This is a genomic window from Streptomyces sp. NPDC052301 (assembly GCF_044593395.1).
In the GTDB taxonomy this organism is placed as follows: domain Bacteria; phylum Actinomycetota; class Actinomycetes; order Streptomycetales; family Streptomycetaceae; genus Streptomyces.
Window position 1 is genome coordinate 386761 of sequence record NZ_JBIUBE010000006.1, and the last position, 14760, is coordinate 401520.

Sequence of the window (14760 nt, forward strand, 5' to 3'; positions counted from 1 at the left end):
CTCGTGGCCGACATCCAGATTCCCGCTGACATCAAGCCCGCCGACGGACGATTCGGCGCGGGCCCCTCCAAGGTGCGCACCGAGGCGCTGGACGCCCTCGCCGCCACCGGATCGTCCCTGCTCGGCACCTCCCACCGCCAGGCGCCCGTCAAGAACCTGGTCGGCAAGGTCCGCGAGGGCATCTCCGAGCTGTTCTCCCTCCCCGAGGGCTACGAGGTGATCCTCGGCAACGGCGGCTCGACCGCCTTCTGGGACATCGCCACCCACGGCCTGATCGACAACAAGTCGCAGCACCTGAACTTCGGCGAGTTCTCGTCCAAGTTCGCCAAGGCCGCCAAGCTCGCTCCCTGGCTGGCCGAACCCACCGTGATCGCCTCCGACCCGGGCACCCACCCCGAGCCGCAGGCCGAGGCGGGCGTCGACGTCTACGCCTTCACCCACAACGAGACCTCCACCGGTGTCGCCATGCCGATCCAGCGCGTGGCCGGTGCCGACGAGGGCGCCCTCGTCCTCGTGGACGCCACCTCCGGCGCGGGCGGCCTCCCGGTCGACGTCGCCGAGACCGACGTCTACTACTTCGCCCCGCAGAAGTCCTTCGCCTCCGACGGCGGTCTGTGGATCGGCGTCTTCTCCCCGGCCGCGCTCGAGCGCGCCGAGCGCATCCACGCGAGCGGCCGGCACGTCCCGGAGTTCTTCAGCCTGCCCACGGCGATCGACAACTCCCGCAAGAACCAGACGTACAACACCCCCGCCCTCTCCACCCTCTTCCTGCTCAACGAGCAGCTGGAGTGGCTCAACGGGCAGGGCGGCCTGGACTGGGCGGTCCGCCGCACGGCGACGTCCGCGCGCACGCTCTACAACTGGGCGGAGGACGTCAAGTTCGCCAGCCCCTTCGTCACCGACCCGGCCAAGCGCTCGCAGGTCATCGGCACGATCGACTTCTCCGACGACATCGACGCGGCGGCCGTCGCCAAGGTGCTGCGCGCCAACGGCATCGTGGACACCGAGCCGTACCGCAAGCTGGGCCGCAACCAGCTGCGCGTCGCGATGTTCCCGGCGATCGACCCGGCGGACGTCGAGGCGCTGACGAAGTGCGTCGACTACGTGATCGAGCAGCTCTGACGGCTCCGGCACCTCGCTGAAGGGCGCCCGGTGAACACCGGGCGCCCTTCGCTCGCTTCCGCGCCCCTCACCTGCCCCGTCGCAGCCGCCGCAGACCGAGGAGGGCGGCCGCGCCCACGGCGAGGACGACGGCGCCGATCTTGACGCTCCCGCCGTCCATGCCGGCACCGGATCCGGAACTCCCTGACGCAGACGGCGACTTGCTCGCGGTGCGGCCCGGTGCGTCCTGCGCCTGCACCTGGCTGTCCGCGCCCTCGCTGCCGAACATCAGCTCGGTCCCGTCCGGGGAGTACGTGACGGCCTCCCCCTGCCCCTGCAGGGGCACGTCGAGCCGCCCCTTGCGCTTGATGTCCCCGCCGTTCCAGTCGTAGTAGATCCCGCCGAAGTAGCCCCGTACGACGAGCTGTCGGCCGTCCGGCGAGAGGGCGGCGTCGGTCGCCCAGAGGTCGACGGGGGCCACGGGCCGGAACATGTTGGTGCCGGAGGTGGAGAGGGTCGCCGGTCCCTCGTACAGGTGACCGCCGTCCTCCTGCTTGTCGATGATGTAGACGCGCCCGGTCTCCGGGTGGACCAGGAGCGACTCGGCGTCCCGTGGACCGTTCGTGTACTTCACCACGTACTGCTTGGCCGTGACCGTCTGGTCCTTGAGCACCTTGGGCTCGGGCAGCCGGTAGATCCAGACGTACGGCCACCGGCCGCCGTAGTTGTCCCCGATGTCGCCGACGTAGATCTCGTTGTGCGGTCCGATGGAGATGGCCTCGACGTCGCGCGGCGAACCGATCCCGCGCAGGGTGACGGTGGCGACGGTCTTCCCGGTCCTGCTGTCGACGGCGTAGATGCGCGGTCCGTCACCGCTGTCGTTGTGCGTCCAGTAGATGCCGGGGTGCTGGTGCGAGGCGGCGAGCCCGCTGGACTCGGTGATCCGCGGATCCTTGATCGTGAACCCCTGGTCGCCGTCGGCGGCGGAGGCGGGCAGCGCGCAGGCGCCTGCGAGCAGTACCCCGGCGAGAACGGCGAACGATCGTTGCATGCACCAAGCCTGCCATTGCCCGCGGCGGTTCGCCGGACGTGGTGGTCCTCACACGTCCCCGCACCCCAAGGCCGACCGTGATCGTCCATCATGAGCGGATGCTCAGATTCATGCCCGTAGGCGACTCCATGACGATCGGGAGTGCGGGCGAGCACACCTGGCGCTACCGCCTGTGGCAGCACCTGTGCGAGTCGTACGGCGGCCCGTTCACCTTCGTCGGCCCGCGGGAGGAGCTGTATGACAAGGCGGCCGGGGAACCGACGTCCCTGGCCTACGCCGACCCCCGCTTCCCCCGCGCCCACCTGGCCGGCTGGGGCGAGGGCTGGCTGCACATGGCCCCGCTGATCGGCGGGGCGGTGCGGGAGCACCGGGCGGACGTGCTGCTGGTGTCGCTGGGCCTGATCGACCTGGGCTTCTACACGAACGCCGAGCAGACGACCGAGAACGTACGGGCCTTCATAGCGGCCGCCCGCGAGGCCCGGCCGCGCATCCGCATGGTGCTGCTCCCGGTCATACCGAACATCCGTACGGTGTCGGACGTGCCGTTCGCCGCCCAGGTCGACCTCTTCAACGTCCTGCTGGCCAAGACGGTGGCCGACCTGGACGAGCCCCGCTCACCGCTGCTGCTGGCCTCGCCGCCGGCAGGGTACGAACTGGACGGCGACACCTACGACGGCACGCATCCGAACGCGAGCGGGGAGCACCGGATCGCGGGTGCGTTCGCGGCGGCGATGTGGGAGGCGTGGGGGATCGGACAGGCGTACGCGGCTGGAACGGATTGACCGGATTCCGGCGTCTCCAGGCCACCGTGCGTATCGTTGAACCGCGCGGCTGGACCGAACGACGGGACAGCCGGGAGGAGCGCCACGATGACCGTCCTCGAAGACAGGACCGAGATGGCCGACGCCGACGCCAACACCGTGGATCTGGACGAGTGGTTCGACCGGCTCGAGCGCATGCCCGTCCCCGAAGGCTTCAGGGTCGAGATCGTCGGGGGCAGTGTTTTCATGACGCCACAGCGGGACACTCACTGGGAGATCATCCGCGAGTTCCTCTTCGCCATCGAGGACCGGTTCGGCAGGAAAGTCAGGGTGTTCTCGGACGTCCGTATCGACTTCCCGGGCTACCAGAACGGCTTCTGCCCGGACATCGCCCTGCTCAAGGACTCGGCGAAGAAGGACGACAAGGGTCACTGGCGGTACCAGGACGTCGACTTCGTCGCCGAGGTCATCTCCCAGGGGACGGCCCAGAACGACTACGGGCCCAAGAAGACCGCCTACGCGGAGGCCGAGGTCCCCCTCTACGTCGTCGCCGACCCGTACCAGGGCCGCTGCTACGTGTACACCGACCCCAAGGACGGCGACTACGAGAGCAGGACCCCGGTGGACTTCGGCACCGACATCGACCTGACCGGTACCGTGGTCGACCTCGTCCTCGGGACCGACGCCTTCCCCCGCGACTAGTCCAGCCCCCACACGTACAGCGCGTCACCCGACTCCGACGCCGTCATCCACAGGCCGTCACCCAGTGCGGTCGGCGGCCGGGTGCCGACCGGGACCGGGTAGCCGACCTCGACGGGCGTACGGGCGCCCGCGGTGTCGATGATCCAGTGCCGCCCCTCTCCCCACTCCTCGTCGCCCTCGACGGTCGAGCCGATCAGGGTCATCTCGTCCAGGAAGCCGCCCGACCAGTCCCAGTAGGGCAGCGCCTCGTCGTTGTCGGGCTCGGCCTCCGGATGCCGGGGCACGGTGGTCTCCGCGTCCCACTCCAGGCCCCGCAGCACGCGACCGCCGGTGTCGCGGACGGCCAGCGCGTCCTGGTCGTGGGTCACGGTCATCAGCCGCTCCCCCGAGGGGCTCACGCCCAGCAGGGCCAGGTCGCCCTCGACGTACTCGACCGCCAGGGCCCGCCCGTCCCACCGGCCCCACCGCAACGGCGCCCCGTCCTGCCCTTCCCCGATGCTCAGGCCCATCTGCCCCGGATCCGTCGGATGCGGCAGATGGAAACTGCCGGCCGCCGCGGCCTGTGCGTCGGCCCGCGCCAGCACGCTCCCGTCCGCGGCGTCGAGGAGCAGCCACTCGTCGACCGTGTCCGCAGTCGCCTCCCCCACGGCCAACGGGCCGCGCACATGCGCCCACACGAAGGTTCCGTCCACCGAGAACCCGGCCGAGCCGCCCCCCCGGACGGCGATGGTCCCCACTGTCGGCGTACTCGGCGTAGCACGCGTGCGTCTCCCGGCACGCGCCGTACCAGCAGCCGTGCCGGACCTCCCACCGCAGCGCACCCGACGGCTCCACCGCGCGCACCGCGTGCACCCCCGCGAAGACGGCCAGACTCGCGTCCGGTGCCAGCGCCCACGTCCCGCGCCGCCGCGGCCAGGGCGCCGGCACCCGCACGCTCTCGCCCGACGGCACGAAGGCGTCGTCCAGGGCCCGCACCACGAGCACGTCCTCACCGCGCTGGGCGAGCAGCCGGCGCCCCGGCTCCCCGAGCAGCTCGGGGAAGTCGCCCTCCGACGACGGCAGAAGCGCGGGAACGGTGGCATGCAACCGGGCACGAGCGGACACGCGGTCTCCTTGGAACGATCAGTTCCGCGCACCCTACGCCAGGCACCGACAGCACCTTCCTCCCGCGACCCGGGCCAACACGGCTTGCTTGGAGCGCACTTCAAGACGTTGGCTGGAGGCCATGAAGTACACGCAGCTTGGACGCACGGGACTCAAGGTCAGCCGACTCGTCCTCGGGACGATGAACTTCGGGCCGCAGACCGACGAAGCCGACAGCCACGCGATCATGGACGCGGCGCTGGACGCGGGCATCAACTTCTTCGACACCGCCAACGTCTACGGGTGGGGCGAGAACAAGGGCCGGACCGAGACCATCATCGGAAACTGGTTCGCCCAGGGCGGCGGACGGCGTGACAAGGTCGTCATCGCCACCAAGGTGTACGGCAACATGGCCCTCGACGGCGAGGCCCCCTGGCCCAACCACGACAAGCTCTCCGCCCTCAACATCCGGCGGGCCGTCGACGCCAGCCTGAAGCGGCTGCAGACCGACCACATCGACCTGTACCAGTTCCACCACATCGACCGGAACACCCCCTTCGAGGAGATCTGGCAGGCGATCGACACCCTCGTCCAGCAGGGCAAGATCCTCTACGTCGGCTCCTCCAACTTCCCCGGCTACAAGATCGCCCAGGCCAACGAGGCCGCCGCCCGCCGAGGCGGCACGATCGGCCTGGTCAGCGAGCAGTGCCTGTACAACCTCTTCGAGCGCCGCGCCGAGATGGAGGTGATCCCGGCCGCGCAGGACTACGGCCTCGGGGTCATCCCGTGGTCGCCGCTGCACGGCGGTCTGCTGGGCGGCGTGATCAAGAAGGAGGTCCAGGGCGGGCGCCGGGCCTCCGGCCGGGCCGCCGACACCCTCGCCGACCCGGCCAGGCGCGCGCAGATCCAGTCGTACGAGGACCTGCTCGACAAGCACGGCGTGGAGCCCGGCGAGGCGGCGCTGGCCTGGCTGCTGACCCGGCCCGGCGTGACCGGCCCGATCGTCGGCCCGCGCACCGCCGAGCAGCTGGAGTCGGCCCTCAGGGCGGCCGAGCTGGAGCTGAGCGAGGAACTGCTGACCGGCCTGGACGAGATCTTCCCCGGCCCGGGACCGTCTCCGGAGGCCTTCGCCTGGTAGCGGGCGCCGCACAGGGACGCGGGGCCGCATTCGGTACGCGGCCCCGCCGCGGGGCGCGACCGGCCAGGACACGGCTCGCAGCCGCCGGGAGCCGCGCACTCCCCCGCCCCTGAGGCGGCCGAACCGACCGCTACCTGACGGCCGCCCCCAGGGCCACCACGACGAACATCAGCACAAGCACACCGGCCATGATCCGGTTCCGGGTTTTCGGGTCCACGTGAACGAGCCTAACGAACCCCGCCAAACTGCCAGCGGCCAACCGCCTCGTACCGCGGCTGCTCCCCCGGCACCCCGGACCGCGGCAGATTGCTGCGCACCAGCGCCAGCTCGCCCACCGTCCAGGTGCGGCCGGTGAACTCGTGGAGCAGCTCGACGTAGGGCCGCACGTCCACCGAGTCCCGGCTCCGCGCCACCGTCAGGTGGGCCTTGTACCGCCGGTGCTCCCCCATCGGCACGCCCGCCTTCCGTGCTGCCGACTCCGCCCGGTCGGCCAGCAGTCCGAGCGCCTCCACGTCGCCCGAGGCGCCCGTCCACAGGGCCTTGCCGCGCCCGAACTGACCGCCGCCGGAGAGGGCCAGCGGGAAGGGGGCCGTGCGGTGGGCGGCGCGGGCCAGGCGGTCCGACAGGTCCGGTACGAGATCGTCGGCGACCTCGCCGTAGAAGGCGAGGGTGAAGTGCCAGCCGGGCCGGTTGGTCCAGCGCAGCCTCTCCGCTCCGGGCAACGTCTGCAACTTGGCCACCTCGGCGGCGAGTTCATGGACGACTTGCTCCGGAGGCAGCACCGCGGCGAAGAGTCTCATGCCCTCACCTTCCCAGACGGAAATGCCGTCGCCCCGCCGGACGGGCGGCGGGCAGGATGAGCCCATGACGATCACCATCCGAGAAGGCGGCCCCGCCGACGCCCCCCTGATCCTCGGCATGCTCGACAGCGCGGTGGAGTGGCTGGTCTCACAGGGCCGCACCGGACAGTGGGGCACCGAGCCGTGGTCGACCAACGAGCGGGCCGTGGAGCTGGTGCACGGCTACGCCGCCGCGGGCACCCCGTACATCGCCGAGATAGCGGGCACCCCGGCGGCCACGCTCACGCTCAGCGAGGGCCCCGGCTCCTACCTGGAGCCCGCGGACGAACCCGAGCGGTACATCCACCTCTTCGCCACCGACCGCCGCTTCAAGGGCCTGGGCGCCGGTGCCGCCCTGCTCGCCCACGCGGCCGAGGAGACCCGGCGGGCCGGGATCTCCCTGCTCCGGGTGGACTGCTACGCGGGCGACGACGGCAAGCTGGTCGCCTACTACGAGAGCAACGGCTTCATCCGCACCGAGCCCTTCACCGTCGGCGAGGACGAGTGGCCGGGCCAGGTGCTGGCCCGGAGGGTGCTGTAGGAGCAGGCCGCCGGAAGCCGACGGCACCGCAACCCCGCACCCCCGCCGGCAGGCCTACGCCGCTGTCGCCAGTTCCTCCCGCTCCCTCGGTACGAAGCGGACCCGCGGATGCCCGTGGTTCCAGCCCACCGACAGGCGCAGGCCGCCGATGCGGGCCAGCACCAGGCCGATCGCACCCGCCGCCGCCGCGGAGATGACGCCGCCCAGGGCGAAGCCGACCCGGGCGCCGTAGGTGTCCGTGATCCATCCGACGATCGGTGCGCCCAGCGGGGTGCCGCCCATGAAGACCATCATGAACAGGGCCATCACCCGGCCGCGCATGGCCGGGTCGGTGGCCATCTGCACCGCGGTGTTCGCGGTGACGTTCACCGTCAGGCCGCACACCCCGATCGGGACCATGAGCAGCGCGAACACCCAGTACTCCGGGACCAGCGCGGCCACGATCTCCAGCGCGCCGAAGGCCACCGCGGCGGCGATCAGCAGGCGCAGCCGGGCCGTGCCGCGCCGGGCGGCGAGCAGGGCGCCGCACAGGGAGCCGACGGCCATCAGGGTGTTGAAGAGGCTGTAGGCGCCGGCGCCGGCGTGGAAGACGCCGTTCGCGTAGGCCGACAGCCACACCGGGAAGTTGAAGCCGAAGGTGCCGATGAAGCCGACGAGGACGATGGGCCAGATCAGCTCCGGCCGCTTGGCCACGTGGCGCAGGCCCTCCCGCAGCTGGCCCTTGCCGCGCGGCGCGCGCTGGACCGCGTGCAGCTCACGGGCGCGCATCAGCAGCAGGCCCGCGACGGGCGCGGCGAAGGACAGGCCGTTGGCGAGGAACGCCCAGCCGGTGCCCACGCCGGTGATCATGAGACCGGCTACGGCGGGGCCGACCAGACGGGCGGACTGGAAGTTCGCCGAGTTCAGGCTGACCGCGTTCTGCAGCTGGTCGGGGCCGACCATCTCGGAGACGAAGGACTGCCGGGCCGGGTTGTCCACGACCGTGGCGAGACCGACGGCGAAGGCGGCGACGTACACGTGCCAGACCTGGACGTGGCCGGTGAGGGTCAGGAAGGCCAGGGCGAGGCCGGTGAGGGCCATCGAGGACTGGGTGACCAGCAGCGCGGGGCGCTTGGGCAGGCGGTCGACCAGGACTCCGCCGTAGAGGCCGAAGAGCAGCATCGGCAGGAACTGCAGGGCGGTGGTGATGCCCACGGCCGCGGAGGAGCCGGTGAGACTGAGCACGAGCCAGTCCTGGGCGATGCGCTGCATCCAGGTGCCGGTGTTGGAGACGACCTGGCCGATGAAGAAGAGGCGGTAGTTCCTGATCTTCAGCGAGCTGAACATCGAGGACGGGCGGGAGGTGGGGGTAGTAGTGACGGTCGGTGCGGGGGCGGAAGGTGCTCCGGATCCCGTACTCAAAAGGTTCGCCTCCTCCGGGGGCTTGCTTACAGGTGTGCGAGCTTCTCCAGCACGGGAGCGGCGGCGCGCAGCTTGGCCCACTCGTCCTCGTCCAGGTCCTCGACCAGGCCCGCCAGGAAGGCGTTCCGCTTGCGGCGGCTCTCCTCGAGCATGGCCTCGGCCTGTTCGGTCTGGGTGACGACCTTCTGGCGCCGGTCCTCGGGGTGCGGCTCCAGCCGGACCAGTCCCTTGGCCTCGAGCAGCGCCACGATGCGGGTCATCGACGGCGGCTGGACGTGCTCCTTGCGGGCCAGCTCGCCCGGGGTGGCCGAGCCGCAGCGGAAGAGGGTGCCGAGCACCGACATCTCGGTGGGGCTCAGCGACTCGTCGACCCGCTGGTGCTTGAGCCGACGGGACAGCCGCATCACGGCGGAGCGGAGTGCGTTCACGGCGGCAGCGTCGTCGCCATGGGTGAGGTCCGGCATGTTCTTTAGAGTAACTCATTACCCTCTCTAAAGACCACCGCGACACGCCCGTTTTCCCGTGATGCCCGCCACTGAACCCATTGATCACCCATTTGGGTGAGCCGCTGCCGGAAAGTGACGCACCGGGCGGCCGCGTGTGGCGACCCTCGTACGCATGGGGACCAGTGTGCTCAGCCTGCGGATGGACGGGGAGCTGCTCGAAAGGCTCCGCCACCACGCGGCCAAAAGAGGAATGAGCGTGCAGGACTATGTGGTCCGCACGCTCATTCGGGACGACTTCGACGAGCGGTTCCAGACCGCCGTCGAGGAGACGGAGAGGTTCTACGGCGTCACATGACGCCGCGCCGGGGCGGGGATCAGGTCAGGCCCAGGGCCGGCATCAGGTAGTAGAAGGCGAAGACCGCCGAGACGACGTACATCGCCACCGGGATCTCCCGGGCCCGGCCGGCGGCCAGGCGCAGCACCGTGAACGTGATGAACCCCATGCCGATGCCGTTGGTGATCGAGTAGGTGAACGGCATCATCAGCATCGTCACGAAGGCCGGGATCGCGATCGTGTAGTCCGCCCAGTCGATCTCCTTGATGGAGTTCGACAGGATCAGGAAGCCCACCGCCACCAGAGCCGGGGTGGCCGCCTGGGACGGGACCATCGTGGCGACCGGGGTGAGGAACAGCGCCACGGCGAAGAGGCCGCCGGTGACGATGTTCGCGAGGCCCGTGCGGGCACCCTCGCCGACACCGGCCGTGGACTCCACGAAGGCGGTGGTGGCCGAGGAGGAGCTGGCACCGCCCGCCGCGACCGCGAGGCCGTCCACGAACAGGACCTTGTTGATGCCCGGCATGTAGCCCTCGGCGTCGGTCAGCTTGGCCTCGTCGCTGACGCCCATGATCGTGCCCATCGCGTCGAAGAAGCACGACAGCAGGACCGTGAAGACGAACAGGATGCCGGTCAGCACGCCGACCTTGGAGAAACCGCCGAACAGGCTGACCTGGCCGACCAGGCCGAAGTCGGGTGTGGAGACCGGGTTGCCGGGCCACTTCGGGACGGTCAGGCCCCAGGTGGAGACGTGCGCGACCGAGTTGACGATCACCGCGAGGACCGTCATGCCGACGATCGAGATCAGGATCGCGCCCGGCGTCTTGCGGACGATCAGCGCGAAGGTCAGCAGCGCGCCCAGGATGAAGATCAGCACCGGCCAGCCGTGCAGGTGGCCGCCCACGCCGAGCTGGAGCGGGACGGTGGTCTGGGCGGCGTCCGGCATCCGGGTGACGAAGCCGGAGTCGACCAGGCCGATCAGCATGATGAACAGGCCGATACCGATCGAGATCGCCTTGCGCAGCCCGAACGGCACCGCGTTCATCACGCGCTCGCGCAGCCCCGTGGCGACCAGCAGCATCACCACGAAACCGGCCAGCACGACCATGCCCATGGCGTCCGGCCAGGACATCCGGGGCGCCAGCTGGAGCGCGACGACGGAGTTCACGCCGAGGCCCGCGGCGAGCGCGATCGGGACGTTGCCGATGACACCCATCAGGAGGGTGGTGAAGGCGGCCGTCAGCGCGGTCGCGGTCACCAGCTGGCCGTTGTCCAGGTGGTGCCCGTACATGTCCTTCGCGCTGCTGAGGATGATCGGGTTCAGCACGATGATGTACGCCATCGCGAAGAAGGTGGCGAGACCGCCGCGGATCTCACGGGCGACGGAACTGCCGCGCTCGGAGATCTTGAAGTAGCGGTCGAGGGCGCCCTGGGCGGGCGCACCGCCCGGCTTTTCGGGGGTGGGGGCCTTGGCGGGTGCCGAGGTGGACATGGAAGACCTCATCACCGACGGGGTTCCCCCGAGCCCCGTTGGAGTTTCATACGAGCAGAAGTGGTCAAAGACAAACGGTTTCAGTATGAACGTATGAGTGCTAGATCGCTATCTCCGCGCGTAGAACGAACACTCGGCCGATCGCCTCGTAAGCTGTGCCGCATGGCCAAATGGACCCCGAAGCACGAGGCGCCGGAACCCCTGGAGGGGCCCGTGGTCGCCACCATCACCGGCGGCACGATCGTGTGGTTCGTGCTCTTCCTGGTCCAGCTGCCCTTCTACGGCTGGTTCCGGGACCACCACCACCTGTGGTGGCTGTGGACCTGCCTCGCCGGGGGCGGGCTGGGGCTGATCGGCGTCTGGTACGTCCGCAAGCGGGACGCGGCCATCAAGCGGGACGCCGCGCCGCGGGCGGCGGCCGAGTAGCTGCACCGGCCCGGCCGGCCCCCTGGGGGCTCCGCGGGCGCCGGTGGGCGGGTGAGCACATCGGAACGTACCGTCGATGACATGACCCACATAGACGCGGGCGCCGAACTCGACCCTGTGCATCCTGTGGCTCTGCCCAGGTCACCGGTGGCCGGACTCAGCCCGGCCGAGGTCGCGGAACGCGTCGCGCGGGGCCAGGTCAACGACGTGCCGGTGCGCAGCAGCCGGTCGCTGGGGGAGATCGTCCGGGCGAACGTCCTCACCCGGTTCAACGCGATCATCGGCGTGCTGTGGCTGATCATGCTGTGCGTCGCGCCGATCCAGGACAGCCTGTTCGGCTTCGTGATCCTCGCCAACACCGGCATCGGCATCGTCCAGGAGTGGCGGGCCAAGCAGACCCTGGACTCGCTCGCAGTGATCGGGGAGGCCCGGCCGACCGTGCGCCGGGGCGGCAGAGCCACCGAGGTCGCCACCCACGAGATCGTGCTGGACGACCTCATCGAGATCGGCCCCGGCGACAAGATCGTCGTCGACGGGGTGTGTGCCGAGGCCGAGGGTCTCGAGATCGACGAGTCGCTGCTCACCGGCGAGGCCGACCCCGTCGTCAAACGCCCCGGCGACCCGGTGCTCTCCGGCAGCTTCGTCGTCGCGGGCGGCGGCGCCTTCACCGCGACCAAGGTCGGTCGGGAGGCCTACGCGGCCCAGCTCGCCGAGGAGGCGTCCCGCTTCACCCTGGCCCACTCCGAGCTGCGCACCGGCATCTCCACGATCCTGAAGTACGTCACCTGGATGATGGTCCCGGCCGCGATCGGTCTGGTCGTCACCCAGCTCGTGGTGAAGAACAACGGCTTCAAGGACGCCGTCGCCCGTACGGTCGGCGGCATCGTCCCGATGGTCCCGGAGGGGCTGGTGCTCCTCACCTCCGTCGCCTTCGCCATCGGCGTCATCCGGCTGGGCCGCAAGCAGTGCCTGGTGCAGGAGCTGCCCGCGATCGAGGGGCTGGCCCGTGTCGACACCGTCTGCCTGGACAAGACCGGCACGCTCACCGAGGGCGGCATGGACGTCACCGAGCTGCGCACGCTGGACGGGGCCGACGAGACGTACGTACGCAAGGTGCTCGGCTCCCTCGGCGAGTCCGACCCCTGCCCGAACGCCTCCCTCCAGGCGATCATCGCCGCCTACCCCGACAGCGAGGAGTGGCGCTGCGTCGAGTCGCTGCCCTTCTCCTCGGCCCGCAAGTACAGCGGGGCCGCGTTCAGCGAGGGCGACGGCGAGACCAGCACCTGGCTGCTGGGCGCCCCCGACGTCCTGCTCGCCCCCGAGGACCCGGCCCTGGCCGAGACCGAGCGGCTGAACCAGCAGGGGCTGCGCGTCCTGCTGCTGGCCCGCGCGACCCGCGACCTGGACGCCGCCGAGCCGGCCCGGAACGCCACGCCCACCGCCCTCGTGGTCCTGGAGCAGCGGCTGCGGCCGGACGCGGCGGACACCCTGCGCTACTTCGCCGAGCAGGACGTCCGCGCCAAGGTCATCTCCGGTGACAACGCGGTCTCGGTCGGCGCGGTCGCCGCCAAGCTCGGGCTGGACGGTACGGCGGCGGACGCGCGGCACCTGCCCGGCGACCGGGCCGGCATGGCGCAGGCGCTGGACGAGGGGACCGTGTTCGGGCGGGTCACCCCGCGGCAGAAGCGGGAGATGGTCGGCGCGCTGCAGTCGCACGGGCACACGGTCGCGATGACCGGTGACGGCGTGAACGACGTGCTGGCGCTGAAGGACGCCGACATCGGTGTGGCCATGGGCTCGGGCTCGGAGGCGACCCGCGCGGTGGCCCAGATCGTGCTGATGAACAACAGCTTCGCCGGCCTGCCCGCGGTGGTCGCCGAGGGCCGCCGGGTGATCGGCAACATCACGCGCGTGGCGACCCTGTTCCTGGTGAAGACGGTCTACTCGGTGCTGCTGGCGGTGCTGGTGGTGTGCTGGCAGGTGGAATACCCCTTCCTGCCCCGGCACCTGACCCTGCTCTCCACCCTCACCATCGGCGTCCCGGCCTTCTTCCTGGCCCTCGCGCCCAACAAGGAGCGGGCCAGACCGCACTTCGTGCGCCGGGTGATGCGGTACGCGATCCCCGGCGGAGCGGTGGCCGGAGCCGCGACCTTCGTGACGTACCTCGTCGCCCGCCACTACTACACCGGGCCGGGCGGGCTGGACGCGGAGACCAGCGCGGCCACCCTGACCCTCTTCCTGGTCTCCCTGTGGATCCTGGCGATCATCGCCCGGCCCTACACCTGGTGGCGGGTGACCCTGGTGGCCGCGATGGGTGTGGCCTTCCTGCTGGTCCTCGCCGTCCCGGCGTTGCAGGACTTCTTCGCGCTGCAGCTCGTGGGCGTCACGATGCCGTGGACGGCGGTCGGGATCGCGGTCGTGGCGGCGGCCGCCCTGGAGTTCCTGTGGAAGTGGGCCGGCCGCCGCTTCTCGGACCAGTCGGTGCCTACTTCACGTCCACGTAGTCGCCCGTGGCGTTGACCGCCGGGGTGGTCGAGGTGCCCGCGAAGCTGAAGCGCCAGTAGCCGTCGTAGCCGGCGGTGGTGGTGGTCTTCAGGTTGCCGGACGAGTCCGTGGTCACCGTCTTGATCGTGGTGTAGGTGCTCGTGCCCGCCTTGCGGAACTGGAGCTTGACCGGCTGGCCGGTGTAGCCGTGGTACTGGTGGTCCTCCCAGTTGGCCCGGGAGAGCTTGCCGGTGATGGTGAGGGTCTTGCCCTTGGCGACCGGCTCGGGGCCCGCGTCGGCCGTCAGCTTGGAGTACCGCTGCACCAGGGTGGTGCCGAGGCCGCTCTGGTCCTTGTAGCCGACCTTGCTCAGGTCGGGGTTGTCCTGGTCCTGCCCGTTGAAGGCGACGGCCTCGGCGGCCACGTTCCAGCTGCCGGCCCAGGCGTTCTGCAGGTCGCCGTCGGCCGGGTAGATGTCGACCGTGCCCTTGCAGGTGGCCGTGGTGGACGAGGTGGCGGTGCAGGTCGCCGGGTTGTCGCCGTACAGCTCGGGCGACGAGTCGCTGTAGGAGCCGTGGTAGAGGAAGGCGTCCGTGTAGAAGTCCTTCGCGGTGATGTCCACCTCGGAGCCGTGCGTCAGCGTGTACGAGTACGAGGCGCTGACCTCGTTGGTGGTACCAACCTTGATCGCCGTGGCGACGGAGACCTTCGAGAAGCTGACGTTCAGCGTGTACGGCGTGCCCGAGTCGCCGACGGCCTGTGCGGCCGGGACTGCGAGGGCGGAGAGGGCCAGGGCGCCGGAGACGGCGGCCACGGTGGCACGGATGCGCATGCGTTCCCCTGGAGGGAGAAGTGATCGTGGAGTCGGTTGACTCACGCGATCAGATCCGCGAGGCACGCGGGCGGTTGTACGGCAAGATCGGTTCCCGGCCAGATTTGGGGAGCCGATTGCCAGGCCGTG

At 70.5% G+C, this 14760-nt stretch carries 15 protein-coding genes; 8 read left to right on the forward strand and 7 right to left on the reverse strand.

Going from position 1 to position 14760, the window contains the following annotated elements; genetic code table 11:
* Nucleotides 1–3 precede the first annotated feature (3 nt).
* Nucleotides 4–1122 (forward strand): phosphoserine transaminase, encoded by a 1119-nt coding sequence (gene serC, locus ACIHEJ_RS19445; protein ID WP_400136965.1) that lies wholly within the window; start codon nucleotides 4–6, stop codon nucleotides 1120–1122.
* Nucleotides 1123–1189: 67 nt separating this feature from the next.
* On the opposite strand, the gene ACIHEJ_RS19450 is transcribed toward serC, so the two are convergent.
* A complete protein-coding gene (locus ACIHEJ_RS19450) occupies nucleotides 1190–2152 on the reverse strand; it encodes a WD40 repeat domain-containing protein (protein WP_400136968.1) in 963 nt (320 codons plus the stop codon).
* Between the two features lie 98 nt (nucleotides 2153–2250).
* Between ACIHEJ_RS19450 and ACIHEJ_RS19455 the strand changes: the two genes are divergently transcribed.
* Nucleotides 2251–2934, forward strand: coding sequence for a GDSL-type esterase/lipase family protein (locus tag ACIHEJ_RS19455; RefSeq protein ID WP_400136971.1), 684 nt, complete (start codon nucleotides 2251–2253; stop codon nucleotides 2932–2934).
* A gap of 87 nt (nucleotides 2935–3021) precedes the next feature.
* On the forward strand, nucleotides 3022–3615 hold the full coding sequence (locus ACIHEJ_RS19460; RefSeq protein ID WP_400136973.1) for a Uma2 family endonuclease: 594 nt from the start codon (nucleotides 3022–3024) through the stop codon (nucleotides 3613–3615).
* Here ACIHEJ_RS19460 and ACIHEJ_RS19465 read toward each other — a convergent pair.
* The gene (locus ACIHEJ_RS19465) at nucleotides 3612–4352 is read right to left on the reverse strand and encodes a hypothetical protein (protein ID WP_400136974.1); all 741 of its coding nucleotides are present in this window, start codon (nucleotides 4350–4352) and stop codon (nucleotides 3612–3614) included. The genes ACIHEJ_RS19460 and ACIHEJ_RS19465 overlap by 4 nt on opposite strands.
* A 488-nt stretch (nucleotides 4353–4840) precedes the next feature.
* Here ACIHEJ_RS19465 and ACIHEJ_RS19470 point away from each other — a divergent pair, with 488 nt between their 5' ends.
* Nucleotides 4841–5836 carry an aldo/keto reductase gene (locus ACIHEJ_RS19470; RefSeq protein WP_400136976.1) on the forward strand — a complete coding sequence of 332 codons (996 nt, stop codon included), beginning with the start codon at nucleotides 4841–4843 and terminating at the stop codon, nucleotides 5834–5836.
* Nucleotides 5837–6063: 227 nt separating this feature from the next.
* Here the strand turns inward: ACIHEJ_RS19470 and thpR are convergent, their stop codons facing one another.
* Nucleotides 6064–6636 carry an RNA 2',3'-cyclic phosphodiesterase gene (thpR, locus tag ACIHEJ_RS19475; protein ID WP_400136979.1) on the reverse strand — a complete coding sequence of 191 codons (573 nt, stop codon included), beginning with the start codon at nucleotides 6634–6636 and terminating at the stop codon, nucleotides 6064–6066.
* 64 nt (nucleotides 6637–6700) lie between these two features.
* Between thpR and ACIHEJ_RS19480 the strand changes: the two genes are divergently transcribed.
* The gene (locus ACIHEJ_RS19480) at nucleotides 6701–7216 is read left to right on the forward strand and encodes a GNAT family N-acetyltransferase (protein ID WP_400136982.1); all 516 of its coding nucleotides are present in this window, start codon (nucleotides 6701–6703) and stop codon (nucleotides 7214–7216) included.
* 54 nt (nucleotides 7217–7270) lie between these two features.
* On the opposite strand, the gene ACIHEJ_RS19485 is transcribed toward ACIHEJ_RS19480, so the two are convergent.
* Together ACIHEJ_RS19485 and ACIHEJ_RS19490 are read right to left on the reverse strand one after the other, a co-directional pair.
* Nucleotides 7271–8542 carry an MFS transporter gene (locus ACIHEJ_RS19485; RefSeq protein ID WP_400136985.1) on the reverse strand — a complete coding sequence of 424 codons (1272 nt, stop codon included), beginning with the start codon at nucleotides 8540–8542 and terminating at the stop codon, nucleotides 7271–7273.
* A gap of 101 nt (nucleotides 8543–8643) precedes the next feature.
* Nucleotides 8644–9081 carry a MarR family winged helix-turn-helix transcriptional regulator gene (locus ACIHEJ_RS19490; RefSeq protein ID WP_400136988.1) on the reverse strand — a complete coding sequence of 146 codons (438 nt, stop codon included), beginning with the start codon at nucleotides 9079–9081 and terminating at the stop codon, nucleotides 8644–8646.
* 154 nt (nucleotides 9082–9235) lie between these two features.
* On the opposite strand from ACIHEJ_RS19490, the gene ACIHEJ_RS19495 reads away from it, so the two are divergent.
* On the forward strand, nucleotides 9236–9418 hold the full coding sequence (locus tag ACIHEJ_RS19495) for a ribbon-helix-helix protein, CopG family (RefSeq protein ID WP_356942591.1): 183 nt from the start codon (nucleotides 9236–9238) through the stop codon (nucleotides 9416–9418).
* 19 nt (nucleotides 9419–9437) lie between these two features.
* Here ACIHEJ_RS19495 and ACIHEJ_RS19500 read toward each other — a convergent pair whose 3' ends face one another.
* On the reverse strand, nucleotides 9438–10889 hold the full coding sequence (locus tag ACIHEJ_RS19500; RefSeq protein WP_400136991.1) for an NCS2 family permease: 1452 nt from the start codon (nucleotides 10887–10889) through the stop codon (nucleotides 9438–9440).
* A 162-nt stretch (nucleotides 10890–11051) separates the two neighbouring features.
* On the opposite strand from ACIHEJ_RS19500, the gene ACIHEJ_RS19505 reads away from it, so the two are divergent.
* Both ACIHEJ_RS19505 and ACIHEJ_RS19510 read left to right on the forward strand, forming a co-directional pair.
* Nucleotides 11052–11315 carry a DUF2530 domain-containing protein gene (locus ACIHEJ_RS19505; protein ID WP_400136994.1) on the forward strand — a complete coding sequence of 88 codons (264 nt, stop codon included), beginning with the start codon at nucleotides 11052–11054 and terminating at the stop codon, nucleotides 11313–11315.
* Between the two features lie 81 nt (nucleotides 11316–11396).
* Nucleotides 11397–13835: an HAD-IC family P-type ATPase gene (locus tag ACIHEJ_RS19510; protein WP_400136997.1), complete on the forward strand. Its 2439-nt coding sequence runs from the start codon at nucleotides 11397–11399 to the stop codon at nucleotides 13833–13835.
* Here the strand turns inward: ACIHEJ_RS19510 and ACIHEJ_RS19515 are convergent.
* On the reverse strand, nucleotides 13801–14631 hold the full coding sequence (locus ACIHEJ_RS19515) for a hypothetical protein (RefSeq protein WP_400137000.1): 831 nt from the start codon (nucleotides 14629–14631) through the stop codon (nucleotides 13801–13803). The two genes, ACIHEJ_RS19510 and ACIHEJ_RS19515, sit on opposite strands and share 35 nt — an antisense overlap.
* Nucleotides 14632–14760: the final 129 nt, after the last annotated feature.

Excerpts from the sequence above, each read along its gene's own strand:
- ACIHEJ_RS19460 (WP_400136973.1), top strand. The coding sequence starts at position 3,022 with ATGACCGTCCTCGAAGACAGGACCGAGATGGCCGACGCCGACGCCAAC.
- thpR (WP_400136979.1), bottom strand. The coding sequence starts at position 6,636 with ATGAGACTCTTCGCCGCGGTGCTGCCTCCGGAGCAAGTCGTCCATGAA.
- ACIHEJ_RS19500 (WP_400136991.1), bottom strand. The coding sequence starts at position 10,889 with ATGTCCACCTCGGCACCCGCCAAGGCCCCCACCCCCGAAAAGCCGGGC.
- ACIHEJ_RS19490 (WP_400136988.1), bottom strand. The coding sequence starts at position 9,081 with ATGCCGGACCTCACCCATGGCGACGACGCTGCCGCCGTGAACGCACTC.
- ACIHEJ_RS19510 (WP_400136997.1), top strand. The coding sequence starts at position 11,397 with ATGACCCACATAGACGCGGGCGCCGAACTCGACCCTGTGCATCCTGTG.
- ACIHEJ_RS19470 (WP_400136976.1), top strand. The coding sequence starts at position 4,841 with ATGAAGTACACGCAGCTTGGACGCACGGGACTCAAGGTCAGCCGACTC.
- ACIHEJ_RS19450 (WP_400136968.1), bottom strand. The coding sequence starts at position 2,152 with ATGCAACGATCGTTCGCCGTTCTCGCCGGGGTACTGCTCGCAGGCGCC.
- ACIHEJ_RS19480 (WP_400136982.1), top strand. The coding sequence starts at position 6,701 with ATGACGATCACCATCCGAGAAGGCGGCCCCGCCGACGCCCCCCTGATC.
- ACIHEJ_RS19485 (WP_400136985.1), bottom strand. The coding sequence starts at position 8,542 with ATGTTCAGCTCGCTGAAGATCAGGAACTACCGCCTCTTCTTCATCGGC.
- ACIHEJ_RS19455 (WP_400136971.1), top strand. The coding sequence starts at position 2,251 with ATGCTCAGATTCATGCCCGTAGGCGACTCCATGACGATCGGGAGTGCG.
- ACIHEJ_RS19505 (WP_400136994.1), top strand. The coding sequence starts at position 11,052 with ATGGCCAAATGGACCCCGAAGCACGAGGCGCCGGAACCCCTGGAGGGG.
- ACIHEJ_RS19515 (WP_400137000.1), bottom strand. The coding sequence starts at position 14,631 with ATGCGCATCCGTGCCACCGTGGCCGCCGTCTCCGGCGCCCTGGCCCTC.
- ACIHEJ_RS19495 (WP_356942591.1), top strand. The coding sequence starts at position 9,236 with ATGGGGACCAGTGTGCTCAGCCTGCGGATGGACGGGGAGCTGCTCGAA.